The organism is Streptomyces sp. NPDC089799 (assembly GCF_040684755.1).
Taxonomy (GTDB): Bacteria; Actinomycetota; Actinomycetes; order Streptomycetales; family Streptomycetaceae; genus Streptomyces.
Map to the genome: position 1 here is coordinate 51,169 of NZ_JBFBGR010000004.1, position 17,733 is coordinate 68,901.

At 73.9% G+C, this 17,733-nt stretch carries 10 protein-coding genes; 8 read left to right on the forward strand and 2 right to left on the reverse strand.

Features of this window, described 5'->3' with window-relative positions; all coding sequences use genetic code 11:
• Positions 1-153: 153 nt before the first annotated feature.
• The 4 genes from AB0O36_RS04880 to AB0O36_RS04895 all read left to right on the forward strand — a co-directional run bounded on the left by AB0O36_RS04880 (position 154) and on the right by AB0O36_RS04895 (position 4,692).
• Entirely contained in the window at positions 154-765 is a 612-nt protein-coding gene (locus tag AB0O36_RS04880; RefSeq protein WP_003948568.1) for a response regulator transcription factor, read from the forward strand.
• Between the two features lie 375 nt (positions 766-1,140).
• Positions 1,141-1,770, forward strand: a complete 630-nt coding sequence (locus AB0O36_RS04885; RefSeq protein ID WP_365104107.1) for a sigma-70 family RNA polymerase sigma factor — start codon at positions 1,141-1,143, stop codon at positions 1,768-1,770.
• A gap of 126 nt (positions 1,771-1,896) precedes the next feature.
• Entirely contained in the window at positions 1,897-3,408 is a 1,512-nt protein-coding gene (guaB, locus tag AB0O36_RS04890) for an IMP dehydrogenase (protein WP_365104110.1), read from the forward strand.
• A 159-nt stretch (positions 3,409-3,567) separates the two neighbouring features.
• Positions 3,568-4,692 (forward strand): GuaB3 family IMP dehydrogenase-related protein, encoded by a 1,125-nt coding sequence (locus tag AB0O36_RS04895; protein ID WP_365104113.1) that lies wholly within the window; start codon positions 3,568-3,570, stop codon positions 4,690-4,692.
• 85 nt (positions 4,693-4,777) lie between these two features.
• Here the strand turns inward: AB0O36_RS04895 and AB0O36_RS04900 are convergent, their stop codons facing one another.
• On the reverse strand, positions 4,778-5,242 hold the full coding sequence (locus AB0O36_RS04900; protein WP_365104116.1) for a hypothetical protein: 465 nt from the start codon (positions 5,240-5,242) through the stop codon (positions 4,778-4,780).
• 159 nt (positions 5,243-5,401) lie between these two features.
• Entirely contained in the window at positions 5,402-6,631 is a 1,230-nt protein-coding gene (locus AB0O36_RS04905) for a nucleotide sugar dehydrogenase (RefSeq protein ID WP_365104119.1), read from the reverse strand.
• A gap of 230 nt (positions 6,632-6,861) precedes the next feature.
• Between AB0O36_RS04905 and AB0O36_RS04910 the strand changes: the two genes are divergently transcribed.
• From AB0O36_RS04910 to AB0O36_RS04925, 4 genes are all read left to right on the forward strand, one after another.
• Positions 6,862-8,568 (forward strand): glycerol-3-phosphate dehydrogenase/oxidase, encoded by a 1,707-nt coding sequence (locus tag AB0O36_RS04910; protein ID WP_365104122.1) that lies wholly within the window; start codon positions 6,862-6,864, stop codon positions 8,566-8,568.
• A gap of 201 nt (positions 8,569-8,769) precedes the next feature.
• On the forward strand, positions 8,770-11,694 hold the full coding sequence (locus AB0O36_RS04915; protein ID WP_365104125.1) for a serine/threonine-protein kinase: 2,925 nt from the start codon (positions 8,770-8,772) through the stop codon (positions 11,692-11,694).
• 179 nt (positions 11,695-11,873) lie between these two features.
• On the forward strand, positions 11,874-15,566 hold the full coding sequence (locus tag AB0O36_RS04920) for a hypothetical protein (RefSeq protein WP_365104128.1): 3,693 nt from the start codon (positions 11,874-11,876) through the stop codon (positions 15,564-15,566).
• Positions 15,567-15,704: 138 nt separating this feature from the next.
• Positions 15,705-17,720, forward strand: a complete 2,016-nt coding sequence (locus AB0O36_RS04925) for a serine/threonine-protein kinase (RefSeq protein WP_365104131.1) — start codon at positions 15,705-15,707, stop codon at positions 17,718-17,720.
• Positions 17,721-17,733: the final 13 nt, after the last annotated feature.

The following is a 17,733-nucleotide window of genomic DNA, read 5'->3' on the forward strand; positions in this document are numbered from 1 at the left end:
GTAACTCTTTCGAGTGACCATCGTTGAGAGTGCGAAGGCGGTTGAACGAAGAAGTTCCCGGACGGGTGTCCGAGGGCATCGACCGCACAGGTGACGATACGTACCAGCCTGGAGGCTCAAGGTGACGCGCATCAGCAGCTGCGGAGGGCGGTCATGACATCCGTCCTCGTCTGTGACGACTCCCCGCTTGCCCGAGAGGCGCTCCGTCGCGCGGTGGCCACCGTGCCCGGCGTCGAGCGTGTGACGACGGCTGCCAACGGCGAGGAAGTCCTCCGCCGCTGGGGGGCCGACCGCTCCGACCTGATCCTGATGGACGTCCGGATGCCCGGGCTCGGCGGGGTCGAGACCGTACGCCGGCTCCTTTCGGCCGACCCCGGTGCCCGGATCATCATGCTGACGGTCGCCGAGGACCTCGACGGGGTCGCCCTCGCCGTCGCCGCCGGCGCCCGCGGCTACCTGCACAAGGACGCCTCGCGCGCCGAACTGCGGGCCACGGTCACCCAGGCGCTCGCCGACCCGACCTGGCGGCTGGCCCCGCGCCGCCTGCGGTCCGCCGAGATGGGCGCCGCGCCCACCCTCACCGCCCGCGAGATCCAGGTGCTGGAGGGCATGAGCCACGGCCGCTCCAACGCGGAGATCGGGCGCGAGCTGTTCCTCTCCGAGGACACCGTCAAGACCCACGCCCGCCGGCTGTTCAAGAAGCTGGGCGCGTCGGACCGGGCGCACGCCGTCGCGCTCGGGTTCCGCTGGGGCCTGGTCCGCTGACCTCGGACCGCTGAGCCGCCGGTCCCCGTCCGCCGCCCGCGGACGGGGCGGCGGCGGCCCGGCCCGCCGCGGCTCCGCTCCGCCCCCGCGGGGCGCGACCGCACGTACGGAGAACGAGCATTCGTTCGTATTCGGTGCGCGGCAGGGGATTGGCGAGGCACAATCCGGGGGACGTGTCGCTTCGGACGCGATACCGCATGCTTGAGGTGTGCCGCATTCTTGGAGATGTGGAGTCCTCGGGTCCCCGGGGACTGTTCGGCCGAGCGGGAGGGGAGTGCGCAAGCGATGAGTTCAGGCGCTCCCGCTCATAACGCTTCGATGCACGAAACGGGCCGCGGTGCCGCGAATGCCCCGGCGCCGAGGCACCATGGATTGATGCGCGAAGACGAAGCCCCGGGGTCCCCTGCGGCCACGGGCCCCACCGGCACCGCCAAGGGCGGCGGCGTCGGTGCCGTGGGTGCGCTCGTACGGCGCGCGGTCGAAGGTGACGAGCAGGCCACCCACGACCTCCTCGCCCATGTGCACCCGCTGGCCCTGCGCTACTGCCGCACCCGGCTCTCCCGGCTGCCCGGCGACGCCCGCCACTTCGTCGAGGACCTCGCGCAGGAAGTCTGCGTGGCCGTCCTGATGGCCCTTCCCCGGTACCGCGACACCGGCCGCCCCTTCGAGGCGTTCGTCTTCGCCATCGCCGCGCACAAGGTCGCCGACCTGCAGCGGGCCGCCATGCGGCACCCGGGCAGTACGGCCGTGCCGTCCGACGAGATGCCCGAGCGGCCGGACGACTCGCTGGGCCCCGAGGAGCGGGCGCTGCTGAGCAGCGACGCCGAATGGGCGAAGAAGCTGCTGGCCAATCTGCCCGAGAACCAGCGCGAGCTGCTGGTGCTGAGGGTGGCGGTCGGCCTGACCGCGGAGGAGACCGGGCAGATGCTCGGCATGTCCCCGGGGGCGGTTCGGGTGGCCCAGCACCGGGCGCTCAGCCGGCTGCGGGCCCTCGCCGAGCAGTGAGCGCGCGCCTCCGTATTCTCGTATGAAGTGACGAAAACTGCGATGGATCTTCATCGTGGAATGAGACGCCTTGCGATCCCGTTAGCATGGACATCCGCGCAGAGCAAGACCATCTGGGAAGGTGTCATGACTGTCAACGGCGACGTCGATGGAGTGCCCGCAAAATTCGCGACGCTGGGGCTGACGTACGACGACGTGCTCCTTCTCCCCGGCGCGTCGGACATGGCGCCGGACGAGATCGACACTTCCTCCCTGATCTCCCGCAACGTCCGGGTGAACATCCCCCTGCTCTCCGCCGCGATGGACAAGGTCACCGAGGCGCGGATGGCCATCGCCATGGCCCGCCAGGGCGGCGTCGGCGTCCTGCACCGCAACCTCTCCATCGCCGACCAGGCCAACCAGGTCGACCTGGTCAAGCGGTCCGAGTCCGGCATGGTCAGCGACCCGATCACGGTCCACCCCGACGCCACGCTGCGCGAGGCCGACGAGCTGTGCGCGAAGTTCCGCATCTCCGGCGTCCCGGTCACCGACCAGGGCGGCAAGCTGCTCGGCATCGTCACCAACCGCGACATGGCCTTCGAGTCCGACCGCAGCCGCCAGGTGCGCGAGGTCATGACCCCGATGCCGCTGGTCACCGGCAAGGTCGGCATCTCCGGCGTGGACGCCATGGAGCTGCTGCGCCGCCACAAGATCGAGAAGCTGCCGCTGGTCGACGAGGCGGGCCTCCTCAAGGGCCTGATCACGGTCAAGGACTTCGTCAAGGCCGAGAAGTACCCGAACGCCGCCAAGGACAAGGAAGGCCGCCTGCTGGTCGGCGCCGCGGTCGGTGTCGCCGGTGACGCCTTCGAGCGCGCCCAGGCGCTCATCGAGGCCGGCGTGGACTTCATCGTCGTCGACACCGCGCACGGCCACTCCCGGCTGGTCGGCGACATGGTCGCCAAGATCAAGTCGAACGCCCCGGTGGACGTCATCGGCGGCAACGTCGCCACCCGCGACGGCGCCCAGTCGCTGATCGACGCCGGCTGCGACGGCATCAAGGTCGGTGTCGGCCCCGGTTCCATCTGCACCACCCGCGTGGTCGCCGGCATCGGCGTCCCGCAGGTCACCGCCATCTACGAGGCGTCCCTCGCGGCCAAGGCCGCGGGCGTCCCGGTCATCGGCGACGGCGGCCTGCAGTACTCCGGCGACATCGCCAAGGCCCTGGTGGCCGGTGCCGACACGGTCATGCTCGGCTCCCTGCTGGCCGGCTGCGAGGAGTCCCCGGGCGAGCTGCTCTTCATCAACGGCAAGCAGTTCAAGTCCTACCGGGGCATGGGCTCGCTGGGCGCGATGCAGTCCCGTGGCGACCGGAAGTCCTTCTCCAAGGACCGGTACTTCCAGGAGGGCGTGGGCGGCGACGACAAGCTGATCCCCGAGGGCATCGAGGGCCAGGTGCCCTACCGCGGCCCGCTCTCCGCGGTCGTCCACCAGCTGGTCGGCGGTCTGCGCCAGTCGATGTTCTACGTCGGCGGCCGGACGGTGCCGGAGCTGCAGGAGAACGGCCGGTTCGTCCGGATCACCTCGGCGGGCCTCAAGGAGAGCCACCCGCACGACATCCAGATGACGGTCGAGGCGCCGAACTACTCGCGCAAGGGCTGAGCAAGGCACCGGGGGGCGGGTCCGCACGGCGGGTCCGCCCCTCCGGCGTGCCCGCCCGTCCCGCCCCGGGTGCGTCCGTACAGCGGGCACGGGAACGCGCCCGTCCGGCCTTCGGGGATACTGGACGATGCAGTAGCCAAAAGGGAAAGGCCACCACACGTGACTGAGATCGAGATCGGGCGGGGCAAGCGCGGCCGCCGGGCGTACGCGTTCGACGACATCGCCATCGTCCCGAGCCGCCGCACGCGGGACCCGAAGGAGGTCTCGATCGCCTGGCAGATCGACGCCTACCGCTTCGAGCTGCCCTTCCTGGCCGCCCCCATGGACTCGGTCGTCTCCCCGCAGACCGCCATCCGCATCGGCGAGCTCGGCGGCCTCGGCGTGCTGAACCTCGAAGGTCTGTGGACCCGGTACGAGGACCCGCAGCCGCTGCTCGACGAGATCGCGGAGCTGCCGGAGGAGGCCGCCACCCGCCGCCTGCAGGAGATCTACTCCGCCCCGATCCAGGCCGACCTGATCGGGCAGCGCATCAAGGAGGTGCGCGACTCCGGCGTCGTGACCGCCGCCGCGCTCTCCCCGCAGCGCACCGCCCAGTTCTCCAAGGCCGTGGTCGACGCGGGCGTGGACATCTTCGTCATCCGCGGCACCACGGTCTCCGCCGAGCACGTCTCCGGCGCCGCCGAGCCGCTGAACCTGAAGCAGTTCATCTACGAGCTCGACGTCCCGGTCATCGTGGGCGGCTGCGCCACCTACACCGCGGCCCTGCACCTGATGCGCACCGGCGCGGCCGGCGTCCTGGTCGGCTTCGGCGGCGGCGCCGCGCACACCACCCGCAACGTGCTGGGCATCCAGGTCCCGATGGCCACCGCCGTCGCCGACGTGGCCGCCGCCCGCCGCGACTACATGGACGAGTCCGGCGGCCGCTACGTGCACGTCATCGCCGACGGCGGCGTGGGCTGGTCCGGCGACCTGCCGAAGGCGATCGCCTGCGGTGCGGACGCCGTGATGATGGGCTCCCCGCTGGCCCGCGCCACCGACGCGCCCGGCAAGGGCCACCACTGGGGCATGGAGGCCGTCCACGAGGACGTGCCGCGCGGCAAGAAGGTCGACCTCGGCACGGTGGGCACCACCGAGGAGATCCTGACCGGCCCGTCGCACACCCCGGACGGCTCGATGAACCTCTTCGGCGCGCTGCGCCGCTCGATGGCCACCACCGGCTACAGCGAGCTCAAGGAGTTCCAGCGGGTCGAGGTCACCGTCGCGGACTCCCAGCACCGCCGCTGACGCCTCACCGTCCCACGCAGAAGCCGGAGGGCCGGCACCCGGGTGATTCCGGGTGCCGGCCCTCCGGCGTACGTCCGGTACGGCGTCAGGCGCCGGCCTTGCGGGTGCCCTGGAAGGCCGCGACCGCGCCGATGGCGAAGAACAGGAACTCCATCGGGCCGGCGGCCTCCTTCCAGCCGTCGAACAGCACGGAGAAGCCCAGGTCCAGGATCGTGCCGACGTCGGCGTGCAGCTCGTCGGCGGCGATCAGGACGATGCCGAACATCTGCCCGCCGAAGACGGCCGCGAGGGACAGCACCGCGGCGAGGACGGGCAGGACGGGGTTGGACCCGCCGAGCTTGCCCGCGGCGAGACCGATGACGAAACCGACGGCGACGGCCGCGTAGCCGATCTGGTAGCCGGTGGCCCCGATGATGCCGCCGTAGGCGGCGGCGGTGACCAGGGCCGCGACGAAGGCGGCCGCGATGCCCAGGCCGACGTTGCCGGAGCGGGCCGGGGCCGGCGCGACGGGGGTCAGGGAATCGGGCGCGGGCGGCTGGAACTGGGCCATGGAAAATCCCCCCAAGGGATCGGTGTGGTGCGCGCGGGACGAGCACGGGCGTGCGTACACCCGTGCGCCGCACATAAGCACGAGATAAGCGATGCCGCAGGGTAGCAGGTGGCAGGGACATGGCCAGGGGGGTTTCCGGGGCGGGGAATTCCGGGACGGTCAGAGGCGGTGGGCGGCGCCCGCCGGGCTGGCGCCGCGGGTGTCGAGGAGGAGCTGGGCCTTGACCGCCAGGCCCTGGAGGTCGTAGGTGCGGTGGTGCTGGAGGAGGACCGTGAGGTCGGCGTTGGCGGCCGCCTCGTAGAGCGAGTCGGCGCGGGGCACGGGCTGGTCGCGGACCCGCCAGCCGGCGACGTACGGGTCGTGGTAGCTGATCAGTGCGCCGAGGTCGAGCAGCCGGCCGGCGATCTCGCGGGCCGGGGAGCCCTCCTGGTCGGCGAGGTCGGGCTTGTAGGTGACGCCGAGGAGCAGGACCCGGGCGCCGCGCGCGGACTTGCCGTGTTCGTTGAGCAGGGCGGCGCAGCGCTGGATGACGTACTGCGGCATCCGGCCGTTGATCTCCTGGGCCAGTCCGACCATGCGGAGCGGGTGGCCGGGGGTGCGGGTGGTGTGCGGGAGGTAGTTGGGGTCGAGGGGGACGCCGTGGCCGCCGACGCCGGGGCCGGGGCGGAAGGCCTGGAAGCCGTAGGGCTTGGTCTCGGCGCACCGGATCACGTCCCAGAGGTCCACGCCGAGGTCGTGGCAGAGCACGGCCATCTCGTTCATCAGGGCGATGTTGACGTGCCGGTAGTTGGTTTCGAGTACCTGTACGGTCTCGGCCTCGCGGAGTCCGCGGGCGCGGACCACCTTGTCGGTGAGGCGGGCGTAGAACGCCGCGGCGGACTCCGTGCAGGCCGGGGTGAGGCCGCCGATCACCTTGGGCGTGTTGGCGAAGGTGTGGGTGCGGTTGCCCGGGTCGAAGCGGCTGGGGGAGTACGCCAGGTGGAAGTCCCGGCCGGCCCGGAGGCCGGAGCCCCGTTCGAGCAGGGGGCGCAGGTGCTCCTCGGTGAAGCCGGGGTGGACGGCGGACTCCAGGATGACGGTGGTGTTGGGGCGCATCCGGGGGGCGAGCGCGCGGGCGGCCTCGCCGATCGCGGAGAGGTCCAGGGCGCGGTCGGGGCCGAGCTGGGTGGGGGCGCAGATGACGGCCGTGCGGACCCGGCCGAGCTCGGCGGGGTCGGTGGTGATCCGGAATCCGGCCGACGACATGCGGCGGACCTCGGCGGCGGTGAGGGGGGTGTCGGTGGTGGGGCCGCAGCCGTAGCCGACGGTCCCGATACCGGCGGAGACGGCGGCCTGGGCGAGCGGGAGACCGAGATGGCCCAGTCCGATGACGGCGAGATCTGCGGGCATGGGGGGTGCCGTCCCTTCCCTGGCATGAGGTGGCTGTACGCGCAAGTCCTGTGGACAAGGGAAGCTGGCGCTATGTCAGACTAGGCGTATATATGACCGATGTGTCGCATTGTGGGGTGGTGGTCGCCGTTGTGTTGTCCACAGGCGGTGGCCGGTGAGGGTGCGCGAGGTCAGACTGATGTTCACGGGGGACGTGAGCGGGACGACCCGCGCACCGACGGGAGGCAGCGGTGAGGACAGCGGCACTGGGACCGGAGCAGCGCGCCGAGGCGCTCGCCCGGATGGCCGAGCGGGAAGTGGACGTGCTGGTGGTCGGCGGGGGCGTGGTGGGTGCCGGCACCGCGCTCGACGCGGTCACCAGAGGACTCTCGACCGGCCTGGTGGAAGCCAGGGACTGGGCGTCGGGGACGTCCAGCCGGTCGAGCAAGCTCATCCACGGCGGCCTGCGCTATCTGGAGATGCTCGACTTCGGGCTGGTCCGCGAGGCGCTGAAGGAACGCGGCCTGCTGCTGGAGCGGCTGGCGCCGCACCTGGTCAAGCCGGTGCCGTTCCTGTATCCGCTGCAGCACAAGGGATGGGAGCGCTTCTACGCCGGATCGGGCGTCGCGCTGTACGACGCCATGTCGGTGTCCAGCGGGCACGGGCGGGGCCTGCCGGTCCACCGGCACCTCTCCCGCAGCCGGGCCCTGCGGGTGGCCCCGTGCCTCCGCAAGGACGCCCTGGTGGGCGCGTTGCAGTACTACGACGCCCGGATGGACGACGCGAGGTACGTCGCCACGATGGTGCGGACGGCCGCCGCGTACGGCGCGCACTGCGCCAACCGGGCGAGAGTGGTCGGCTTCCTGAGGGAGGGCGAACGGGTCGTCGGCGCCCGGGTGCAGGACGTGGAGGCGGGCGGGGAGTACGAGATCCGCGCCAAGCAGGTCGTGAACGCCACGGGGGTGTGGACGGACGACACGCAGGCGCTGATCGGCGAGCGCGGCCAGTTCCACGTCCGGGCGTCCAAGGGCATCCACCTGGTGGTGCCCAAGGACCGCATCCACTCCAGCACCGGGCTGATCCTGCGCACCGAGAAGTCCGTGCTGTTCGTCATCCCGTGGGGCCGGCACTGGATCGTCGGGACCACCGACACCGACTGGGACCTGGACAAGGCGCATCCGGCGGCGTCCAGCGCGGACATCGACTACCTGCTGGAGCACGTGAACTCGGTGCTGGCGGTGCCCCTGACCCGGGACGACGTGCAGGGGGTGTACGCGGGCCTGCGGCCGCTGCTGGCGGGTGAGTCGGACGCCACCAGCAAGCTGTCCCGGGAGCACACGGTGGCGCACCCGGTCCCGGGGCTGGTGGTCGTGGCGGGCGGCAAGTACACCACGTACCGGGTGATGGCCAAGGACGCGGTGGACGAGGCCGTGCACGGCCTGGACATGCGGGTGGCCGCGTGCGTCACGGAGGACGTCCCGCTGGTCGGGGCCGAGGGCTACAAGGCCCTGTGGAACGCGCGGGCGCGGATCGCGGCCCGGACGGGCCTTCATGTCGCCCGGGTGGAACATCTGTTGAACCGCTACGGGTCCATGACCGAGGAATTGCTCGCCCTCGTCGAGAAGGACCCCGGACTGGGCGAACCGCTGGGCGGGGCGGACGACTACCTGCGGGCCGAGATCGTGTACGCGGCCTCGCACGAGGGCGCGCGGCACCTGGACGACGTACTGACCCGGCGGACCCGGATCTCCATCGAGACCTTCGACCGGGGCACCCGGTCGGCCCTGGAATGCGCGGAGTTGATGGCGCCGGTGCTGGGCTGGGACCGGCAGCAGATCGAGAAGGAGGTCGAGCACTACGAGAAGCGGGTGCAGGCGGAACGCGAGTCGCAGCGCCAGCCCGACGACCAGACGGCGGACGCGGCACGGCTGGGGGCTCCCGACATCGTCCCCCTCTAGACCGTCACCCTCTGCATCGTCCCGCTCCGGATCGTCCTCCTCCGGTCGAGCAAGTGTTCCGAACTCCGGGGGAACCGCGGACCCCGGGCTCCCGTCCGTCCCGGAGTGAGGAACAATGAGGTTTCGGCCGGGGCGGGTTACGCCGGGACCCGGTGGACGCCGGGCCGGCCGGATCGGGCGGCACGATCGCAGAGGGGACGCATGTCGAAGCCGGAGCACACGCCCTCTGGTTCCCGGGGGAGCGAGGACGAGACACGCACCCCGGACCTGACGAAGCGTACGTCGGCGGAGCCGACGGAGAAGGACGCCGGACAGCCGGGCGCCGACCGCGCCCGCGAGGCGGAACCGGAACGGATCGCCACCGGGCGGAAGCCGGCCGGTTCCGGGCCGGACCGCGATCCGGTGCTGCCGGGTGGCGCCGGATCGGATCCGGCGCCCGACGACGCCGAGTCGGGTGCTGCGGTGTCCGCCGAAGCGGAACCGGAACCGGAGGCTGCGGAGGCCGGAGGCGCGAAGGCGGACCTCGCGAAGCCCGCAGCGTCGAAGTCGGCCGTGTCGAAGTCGGCCGCGTCGAAACCCGTCGCGTCGGAGTCGGCCGCGTCGGAGTCGGCAGTGCCGGAGTCCGAGCCGGCTGAGCCGGCCGGGCCGGGCAAGTCGGGCGCTGCGAAGGCGGATGCCGGGAAGCGTGCCGGCTCGGCGCGGAATGCCGGAAGCACGTCTGCTGCCGCGAAGTCCGGCGCGGACGCTTCGGCCGAAGCGGAACCGGCGGCGGAGGCAGCGACATCGGCCGCCGCCGAGTCGGTCGATGCCGACCGGGCCGAGGATGATGCGGTCGAGGCGGCGTCGGTGAAGGCGGCGTCGGCCAAGGTCGATGTGGTGAAGGCCGATGCGGCCAAGTCCGTGTCCGGAAAGGCTGATGCGGTCAAGGCCGAGCCGGCCAAGGCCGATGTGACCAAGGCTGAGCCGGCCAAGGCTGATGCGGGCAAGGCCGGTGCGGGCAAGGCCGATGCGGGCAAGGGCGAGGCCGGTCGTGGCGGGCGCGGGGCCGTCGGCAAGGGCGTGTCGGCCGGGGCCGGGCCGAAGGGCGTCACCGGGGACACCGCCGAGGACGAAGGGCGGCTGCTGGCCCGGCGCTACCGGCTGGAGCGCGTGCTGGGCAAGGGCGGCATGGGCACCGTCTGGCGTGCCGTCGACGAGACCCTCGGCCGTACCGTCGCCGTCAAGGAGCTCCGTTTCAGCTCCGGCGTCGACGAGGACGAGAAGCGCCGTCTGATCACCCGGACGCTGCGCGAGGCCAAGGCGATCGCACGGATCCGCAGCGGCGGTGCCGTCACGGTCTTCGACGTGGTCGACGAGGACGGCCGCCCCTGGATCGTCATGGAGCTCATCGAGGGCTCCTCGCTGGCCGAGTTCATCCGGGACAAGGGCACGCTCACCCCGCGCCGGGCGGCCGAGGTCGGCCTCGCGGTGCTCGACGTCCTCAAGGCGGCGCACGGCGAGGGCATCCTGCACCGGGACGTGAAGCCGTCCAACGTCCTCATCTCCAACAGCGGCCGCGTGGTCCTCACCGACTTCGGCATCGCACAGGTCGAGGGCGACCCGTCGGTGACCTCCACCGGCATGCTAGTCGGCGCGCCCTCCTACATCTCGCCCGAGCGGGCCCGCGGCCAGAAGCCCGGCCCTCCGGCCGACATGTGGTCGCTGGGCGGCCTGCTGTACGCGGCGGTGGAAGGCACCCCGCCGTACGACAAGGGCTCCGCGCTCGCCACCCTCACCGCCGTGATGACCGAGCCGGTCGACCCGCCGAAGAACGCGGGCCCGCTCGCGGACGTCATCTACGGCCTGCTGGTGAAGGACCCGGCCCGCCGGCTCGACGACGCCCGCGCCCGGGTGATGCTGACCGAGGTCATCAACGCCCCGGAGGAGGAGCCCGCGCCGCCCGCGGACGAGACGCGGGTGATCTCGCTGACCGCCGCCAAGGAGGCCGCCGAGCAGGCCGCGGCCACGAAGGCCGCGGAGAAGGCGGCCGCCAAGGCCGCCGCGAAGCGGGACCGCGAGCAGCGCGAGCGGGCCCGGGAAGCCCTCAAGGCGGCCCGCAAGGCCGCCGCCGCGGCGGTGTCCACCACGGCGGCGACCGGCGCCGAGGCCCCGGACCGGGCCGGCGCGGCCTCCGGTGCCAAGTCCCCGGCGGGATCCGCCGCTTCGGTTCCGGCCGGCCCCTCCTCCGGGCGGCCGGGCGCCGCGTCCCTGACGGACGTGATGCCGCGTCGCACCATCGCGCTGGCGATAGCCGCCGTGGTGGTGGCGCTCGCCGTGATCGGTTCGCTGGTGGCATGGATGATCAGCGGCGGCGATGACGAGAAGGGCGGCAAGGACGCGAAGAACGGCGGTCCGGACACCAAGGTGTCGGGCAGCCCCGTTCCCGGCGGCAGCAAGGGCTCCGACGGCAAGGGCTCCGACAGCAAGGGCGATGGAGGGACCGGCGGCACCGGCGGCACCGGCCAGGCCAGCGGCGGGACCCAGGGCACCGGCGGCAGCACGCCCGATCCGGGCCAGAGCACCGGCTCCTCCGGTTCCGGAGCCGGGATCGGAGGCTCCTCCGGCACGCCGGGCACGATCCCCGGCATCGGCGAGACCCCGGGTGTGCCGTCCGGGCCGGGCAGCCTGCCCGCCGGCTACACGACGGTCACCAACGGCAAGTACCACTTCTCCATAGCGATGCCGGACTCCTTCAAGGAGATAGGCACCGCCGGCGCGAACTCGGGCATGAAGTACGCCCGGGACGACAGCAGCTTCCCGAGGATCCAGGTCGACTACAACAAGTCCCCGGGCAGCGACGCCAGGAAGGCGTGGGCGGAACTGGCGTACTCGGTCGCGGCCAGCAGCAAGGGCTACTCGCTGAAGGGGCTCGACACGGTCGACTACCGCGGCTACCCGACCGTGGCGGACTGGGTGTTCGAGCGCGAGCAGAACGGCGTGCGGGTCCGGGTGCTCAACCGGGGCTTCAAGGTGGACGACAGCCACGGCTACGCCATCATGATCACTTGCGCCGCCGACCAGTGGGACGGCGCGGAGTGCACGCAGCTGCGCAACACGGCCTTCGACACCTTCAAGGTGGTGGACTGACCGTCTGCCGACGGCGGTTGAGGGCGGTGGACGTGCGCTGACGTCAGCGGAGGTTCGCTGACGGCCGTCGACGGCCGTCCGGCCGGGTCCGGGGTGGCTGACCTCGCCGGATCCGGCCCGCGGGCGGGCCGTGCGACGTATCGTGTCAGTGGGCCGCGGGAGACTCGGGGGGAGGCGAAGTGGACGATTACGCGGGGCGGATCCTGGCCGGCCGTTATCGTCTGCCGTTGCCGCCTTCCGATGCGTACGAACTGGTCGAGACCCGTGCTTTTGACACGCGGAGCGGGCAGGAAGTACTGGTCCGCCAGGTGCCGTTACCCGAGGTCGTGGACGCCGAGCTGATCGACGGCGGCCGGCCGGAGCGGCCCGTGCCGGGCGGCCCGGCGGCGGGGGAGCAGCCGGGTGAACTGCCGGCGGTCCGGCGGGCGATCGAGGCGGCGCAGGCCGCGGCCCGGATCCCGGACCACCCCCGGCTGGACCAGGTCTTCGACGTGTTCGCCGAGGGCGGCTCGCTGTGGATCGTCAGCGAACTCGTCCCGGCGCGGCCGCTGGCGGCACTGATCGCGGACGCGCCGCTGAGCCCCTACCGCGCGGCGGAGGTCGCGTCCGACGTGCTGACCGCGCTGCGGGTGCTGCACGCGCACGGCTGGACGCACCGCAACATCACCATGCGCACGGTGCTGATATGCGACGACGGCCGGGTCGTCCTGACCGGCCTGGCCGCGGGGGCGGCGGAGGAAGCGCTGTGCGGCTACGACCCGGTGCCTCCGCCCGACGAGACGCCCGCCGGTTCGGCCGACGCCCCCGGCGCCCCCGGGACCTCCGCCCCGCCGTGGCCCACGGGCCCGATCCCGCCGGCCGTCCCGCGGCCCGCCGCTCCGGGCGCGGCCTCGGCCCCGGCGGACCCCACCCACGCCCTCCCGCCCGGCGGCACCGGCCACGGGCTCACCGGCCACGGGCCGCTCGTGCCCGGTCAGGCCCCGCCCGGTAGCGCCGTTGCCGGCGCAGCCCTCCCGGACCGGCAGGCATCCGACGCCGCCGCCCCCGGCCCGGCCGGAGCGGATCCGGCGGGCGCCGGTGCCCCCTCCGGGGCGAACGCCGGCTACGGCGGGACCTCCGGTGCGGGGCTGGCGGCACTGGCCGCGGGACAGGCTGCTCCGGGGACGGGTACGCCCGCCTCCGCGGGAGCCGGTACGGCTCCGTCCCAGGGCGCCGCCACGGCCGCGCCCGGCCCCCAGGGGCCCGCCTACGCCGACCGGATCACCCCGGGACGCCGGGCCGAGGACCGGCCGGACCTGACGGCCGCAGCGCGGGCCGGAGCCGTGGCGGCGTACCGGGCCGGGACCCGGGCCGCCACCGCACGGGTCATGGAGGAGAAGCGGGCCGCGGCAGGGCAGGAGCCGCCGCGCCCGCGCGGGTCCAACCTGCCGCAGGGCTACTCCTACCCCTACGGCGGCGGCCCGGCGAAGCAGGAAGGCCCGGGCGTCCCGGCCGAGCCCGGCCCCTACGCCGTGCCGGGCATCGAAGCCGCCCCTGCCATCGGCGCCCCCCTGGACACTTCCGCCGGTCCGGCTCCCCACGGAGGGCCGGGCGCCCAGGTGGGGACGGGCATACCTGCAGGTCCGGGCCCCCGGACGGGCACGGGCCCCGGTGCCGACCCGGACGGTCGGTCCGGCTGGGATGCCCAGGCCGGGTCGGAGGCGCGGGCAGGCGCGGATGTCCGTCCGGAGACGGGATCTTTCGGCGGACCGGGCTCCCCGGACGGGCCCGGGACCCGGGGCGCCGTGGGCACCGGGGCCGGACCGGGCGGTCAGGCCGGGTGGGGCGCTCGGGCCGAGCCCGGTCGTCAGGCGGGTGCCGGCGTGCCGGACGGCTCGGCGGGGCCGCGAACCCAGGCGGGGCCGGTCGTTCGGCCATGGCCCGACTCCGACGACGGACCGGGGTACCGGGCCGGGCCCGGTGGGCAGGCAAATGGGCAGACCGATGGGCAGGCCGACCGCGGAACCCGGACGGGCCCGGACGCTCAGGGCCGCGCCGCGGCCGCTGCCCTCCCGGCCGGCCCCGGCCGTCCGGACCCCACGGGTGTCCCGGACACCATGGTCGGCCGGGACCCCATGGGCGGTGCGGACGGTGCGGACGCCACCCCCTGGCACGGTGCGACGCCGCGACCGCAGGCGTCGGCGCGGGCCGAAGGCCGGCCGGAGGCCGGGCCGGGAGGGCGCGGCGACGGCCCCATCGCGGTGCCGCCGGTGCCGTACGCCCGCCCCGGTCTGCCCGAGCGGTTCCCGCTCCCGCAGGGGTACCGGCAGGCCGACGAAACCGGCGCTCCGTCGCGCGCTCCCGCTCCGGGCGCGCAGCCGCAGCCGGTCCGAGCCGACGAGCGGACACCGTCCCCGGCACACCCGCGTCCGTCCGTCCCCGCCCAGGGGCAGGGCCGACTCCCGGCGGGGGACCGGACCGCGGCGGAGGGCCGACCCCCGGCGCAGGCCAGGGGCCAAGCCCCCGTGCAGGCCACCGCCCGGGACCGCGCCCCGCTGTCCTCCGACGTGCCCGCCCGGCCCGACAGGGGCGTAGCGGCCCCTGCTCCGGTCCCCGTCGGCCATCCCGCCCGGGTGTCGCAGACGCGGTGGGGCTCCGGGCCCGGGCCCGGTTCCGGGCTGGCCGCCGAGCGGGCCCGGCAGACGCGGATCACCGTCGTCGGGGCCGTCACCGAGCGGTGGGCGCCCGAGCAGGCACGCCCGGTCCAGGGGAACTGGCAACTGGCCGCGCCCGTCGGCCCGGCCACCGACCTGTGGGCGCTCGGCGCCCTGCTCTACCGCTGCGTCCAGGGCCACGCCCCCTACCCCGAGGACAGCGCCGCCGAGCTCGTCGAGATGGTGTGCGCCGAGCCGCCCGCCTTCGCGGAGGAGTGCGGGCCGCTGCGGCCCGTCGTCGAGTCGCTGCTGCGCCAGGACCCCACCGAACGCCCCGACTTCGAGGAACTGCGCGGCTGGCTGAGGTCGCTCGTACGCTCCGCCCCCGAGCCCGACGGCAGCGACCGGACGGTCCCGCTGCCCGCCCCCGACCCCGCGCGGCTGCCGATCGTACGGCGCCGCGCCGAGGTCCACCACGGCCGCCACCGGCAGGAGAAGGCTGCGCGGACTCCCCGCGGCCCCCGCTCGCTCGGGCGGAACCTGCTGCTCGGGATCCTGCTCGGGCTCGCCGCCCTGGTGGCCTTCGCCATGCTCTTCCTGCCGGAGGCGGACGAGACGAAGGGCGCGGCGAACTCCGGCCCGGCGGGGCAGGCGAGTTCCGCGCCCGACGAGCCGAACACCCCGTCGCAGTCGCCCTCTTCGCCCGTCCCGCCCAAGGCGTCCGCCCAGCCGCCCGCCGCCTCCGGCGGGCCCGGCGGCACCCCTGCCCCGCAGCCCTCCGCCCCGGCCCCCGCCGGCTACACCGTCGCCCAGGATCCCGAGGGGTTCCGGATGCTCGTCCCCAGCGGCTGGGAGCGGAGCGCCAAGAACGACGCCGGGCAGGTCCGTTACTCCGACGGCACCTACGAACTCATCGTGGTCCCCGGCCGGGACGCCATCGACGGCACCCCGGACCCGCTCTCCTACCAGAAGAACAAGGAGCGCGAACTGGACCCGTTCCGCATGTCGACCTGGGCCACCTCCACCGGCACCAAGCAGACCAGGGTGGGACAGAAGCTGACCGCCGAGGGCACGTACACGTGGACCGACGCGACCGGGCGCAGCCTCTACGTCCGCAACCACGTCGCGGCGCTCGGCGGCCGCTACCACGTGGTGATGGTGCTGGGCCCGCAGGACCAGCAGGACAAGGTCACCGAGGTGTTCGGCAGGGCCACGGGGAGTTATCGGATGGGAGGTTGACGCACCGTCGATACCATTCTGATCACCTGTCACTACGGCGATTGCGTCACAGTGCTGTCTTATCGGCCCCGCATGGCTTCGGTCATACCCGCGCGCTCCGTAACCTGACGATCGAAGTGCGGAGAGCGGCGGGAATTCGTGGAACACAGCACAGCCGAGGGCGAGACCCTCGCGAACCGGTACCGGCTCGTGGAGCCCATCGGCCGCGGCGGCATGGGCAAGGTCTGGCGGGCGCATGACGAACTGCTGCACCGCACCGTCGCCGTCAAGGAACTGACGGCCGGCCTGTACGTCACCGAGGCCGACCGCGCGGTCCTGCACGCACGGACCCAGAAGGAGGCCCGGGCCGCCGCGCGCATCGCGCACCCGGCGGTGGTCACCGTCCACGACGTGTTCGAGCACGACGACCGGCCGTGGATCGTCATGGAGTACATCGACGGTCCTTCGCTGGCCGATGCCGCCAAGGCGGCCGGGCGGATCGAACCCCGCGAGGCCGCGCGCATCGGCCTGCACGTCCTGGGCGCGCTGCGCGCCGCGCACGCCGTGGGCGTGCTGCACCGGGACGTGAAGCCGGGCAACGTGCTGCTGGCCCGGGACGGCCGGGTGCTCCTCACCGACTTCGGCATCGCCGCCATCGAGGGCGACGCCACGATCACCCGCACCGGCGAACTCGTCGGCTCCATCGACTACCTGGCGCCCGAGCGGGTGACCGGCGGAGCCCCCGACCCGGCCTCCGACCTCTGGTCGCTCGGGGCCACCCTCTACACGGCGGTCGAGGCCCGCTCGCCGTTCCGCCGGACCTCGCCGATCTCCAGCCTGGCGGCCGTGGTCAACGACGAACCCCCGCCGCCACGGCAGGCGGAGGCCCTCGGGCCGGTCATCACGGCCCTGCTGCGCAAGAACCCGGCGCAGCGGCCGTCGGCGGCCGAGGCCGAGCGGATGCTGCTGGAGGCGATGGAGGGACGCGAGCCGAAGGCGGCACAGGCGTTCGTGCCGACCCAGACGCTGCCCGCCGAGGACCGGGACGGGCTCGCCGCGGATGCCCCCGGCGGTGGCTCCGCCGCCGCGTCCGGGCCGGCGGGTGGCCCCGGTGGCCGCCCCGGGCGCCCGGGGCCGCGCCCCGGAAGGGTTCCCGCGCAGGGGTCCGGCCCCGCGCACGTCTCCGCGCACGGTGCCGGGCCCGCATCCGGCATGGGCGGTGCCTCCGGCGCGGCCGGCGGCCCGGGCAGCGGGACCGGGGGCGGGGCCGCGACCACCGCGACCGCAGGCGGGTCCGGGAGCGGCGCACGATCCACGGCCCGGCTGACCGGCTCCGCCGACGCGGGCCGCGGCAACCACACGAGTCACGGCAGCCACGCAAGCCATGCCGGCCACACCGGTCACGCCGCCCAGGCGGGCCACCCGGCCCAGCCGGGCCCGTACAACACCGTCCCCGGCCCCGGCGCAGGTGCCCCCGCCGCGCCCGAGCGCCGGAGCGGCCGACTGCGCCGCGGCGCGGCCGTCGCCCTGGTCGCCGCCCTGCTCGGCGGCGGGGCGGCCTACGGCGTCATCACCTACCTCGACGCGCAGGACGGCAAGGACTCCGGCCGCGGCGGCACGGTGACCGGCGGCGCGGACTCGGGCGGGGCGGACACCGGCGGAGCCGATGCCGGTACGAAGGGCAAGACGGGCGGGGACGCCAAGGGGCAGCCCGCCAAGACCGCGCCGTCCGGCTGGCACAAGGCCAAGGACCCGGCGGGCTTCACCCTCTTCGTCCCCAACGGCTGGAAGCGCCAGACGGACGGGGACCAGATCGACTACACCCCGGACAACGGCAAGCACCGCATCCGGATCAGCGTCGACCCGACCCCCGACTACAAGGACCCCTACGCCCACCTGCTCGACCTGGAGAAGCAGGTGAGCGCCCGGTCCGCCTACCGGAAGGAGACCCTGCACCCGAACACCTTCCAGGGCACCACCATGGCGGCCCTGTGGGAGTTCAGCTGGCAGGAGAAGAAGGACTTCCCCGGTCCGCGGCGGGCCATCGACCAGATGTACATCGGCCCGGACGGCAAGGAGTACGCGATCTTCATGGCGGGCCCGGCCGCGGACTGGACAACCACCCGGTCGCAGTTCGACACGGCGCTCAGCGGCTGGCAGCCCGCCTCCCGCTGACCGGCCGGATCCG

Bases quoted from the DNA above. Each gene is read 5' to 3' on its own strand.
- AB0O36_RS04880 (WP_003948568.1), top strand. From the start codon at position 154: ATGACATCCGTCCTCGTCTGTGACGACTCCCCGCTTGCCCGAGAGGCG.
- AB0O36_RS04885 (WP_365104107.1), top strand. From the start codon at position 1,141: ATGCGCGAAGACGAAGCCCCGGGGTCCCCTGCGGCCACGGGCCCCACC.
- guaB (WP_365104110.1), top strand. From the start codon at position 1,897: ATGACTGTCAACGGCGACGTCGATGGAGTGCCCGCAAAATTCGCGACG.
- AB0O36_RS04900 (WP_365104116.1), bottom strand. From the start codon at position 5,242: ATGGCCCAGTTCCAGCCGCCCGCGCCCGATTCCCTGACCCCCGTCGCG.
- AB0O36_RS04905 (WP_365104119.1), bottom strand. From the start codon at position 6,631: ATGCCCGCAGATCTCGCCGTCATCGGACTGGGCCATCTCGGTCTCCCG.
- AB0O36_RS04915 (WP_365104125.1), top strand. From the start codon at position 8,770: ATGTCGAAGCCGGAGCACACGCCCTCTGGTTCCCGGGGGAGCGAGGAC.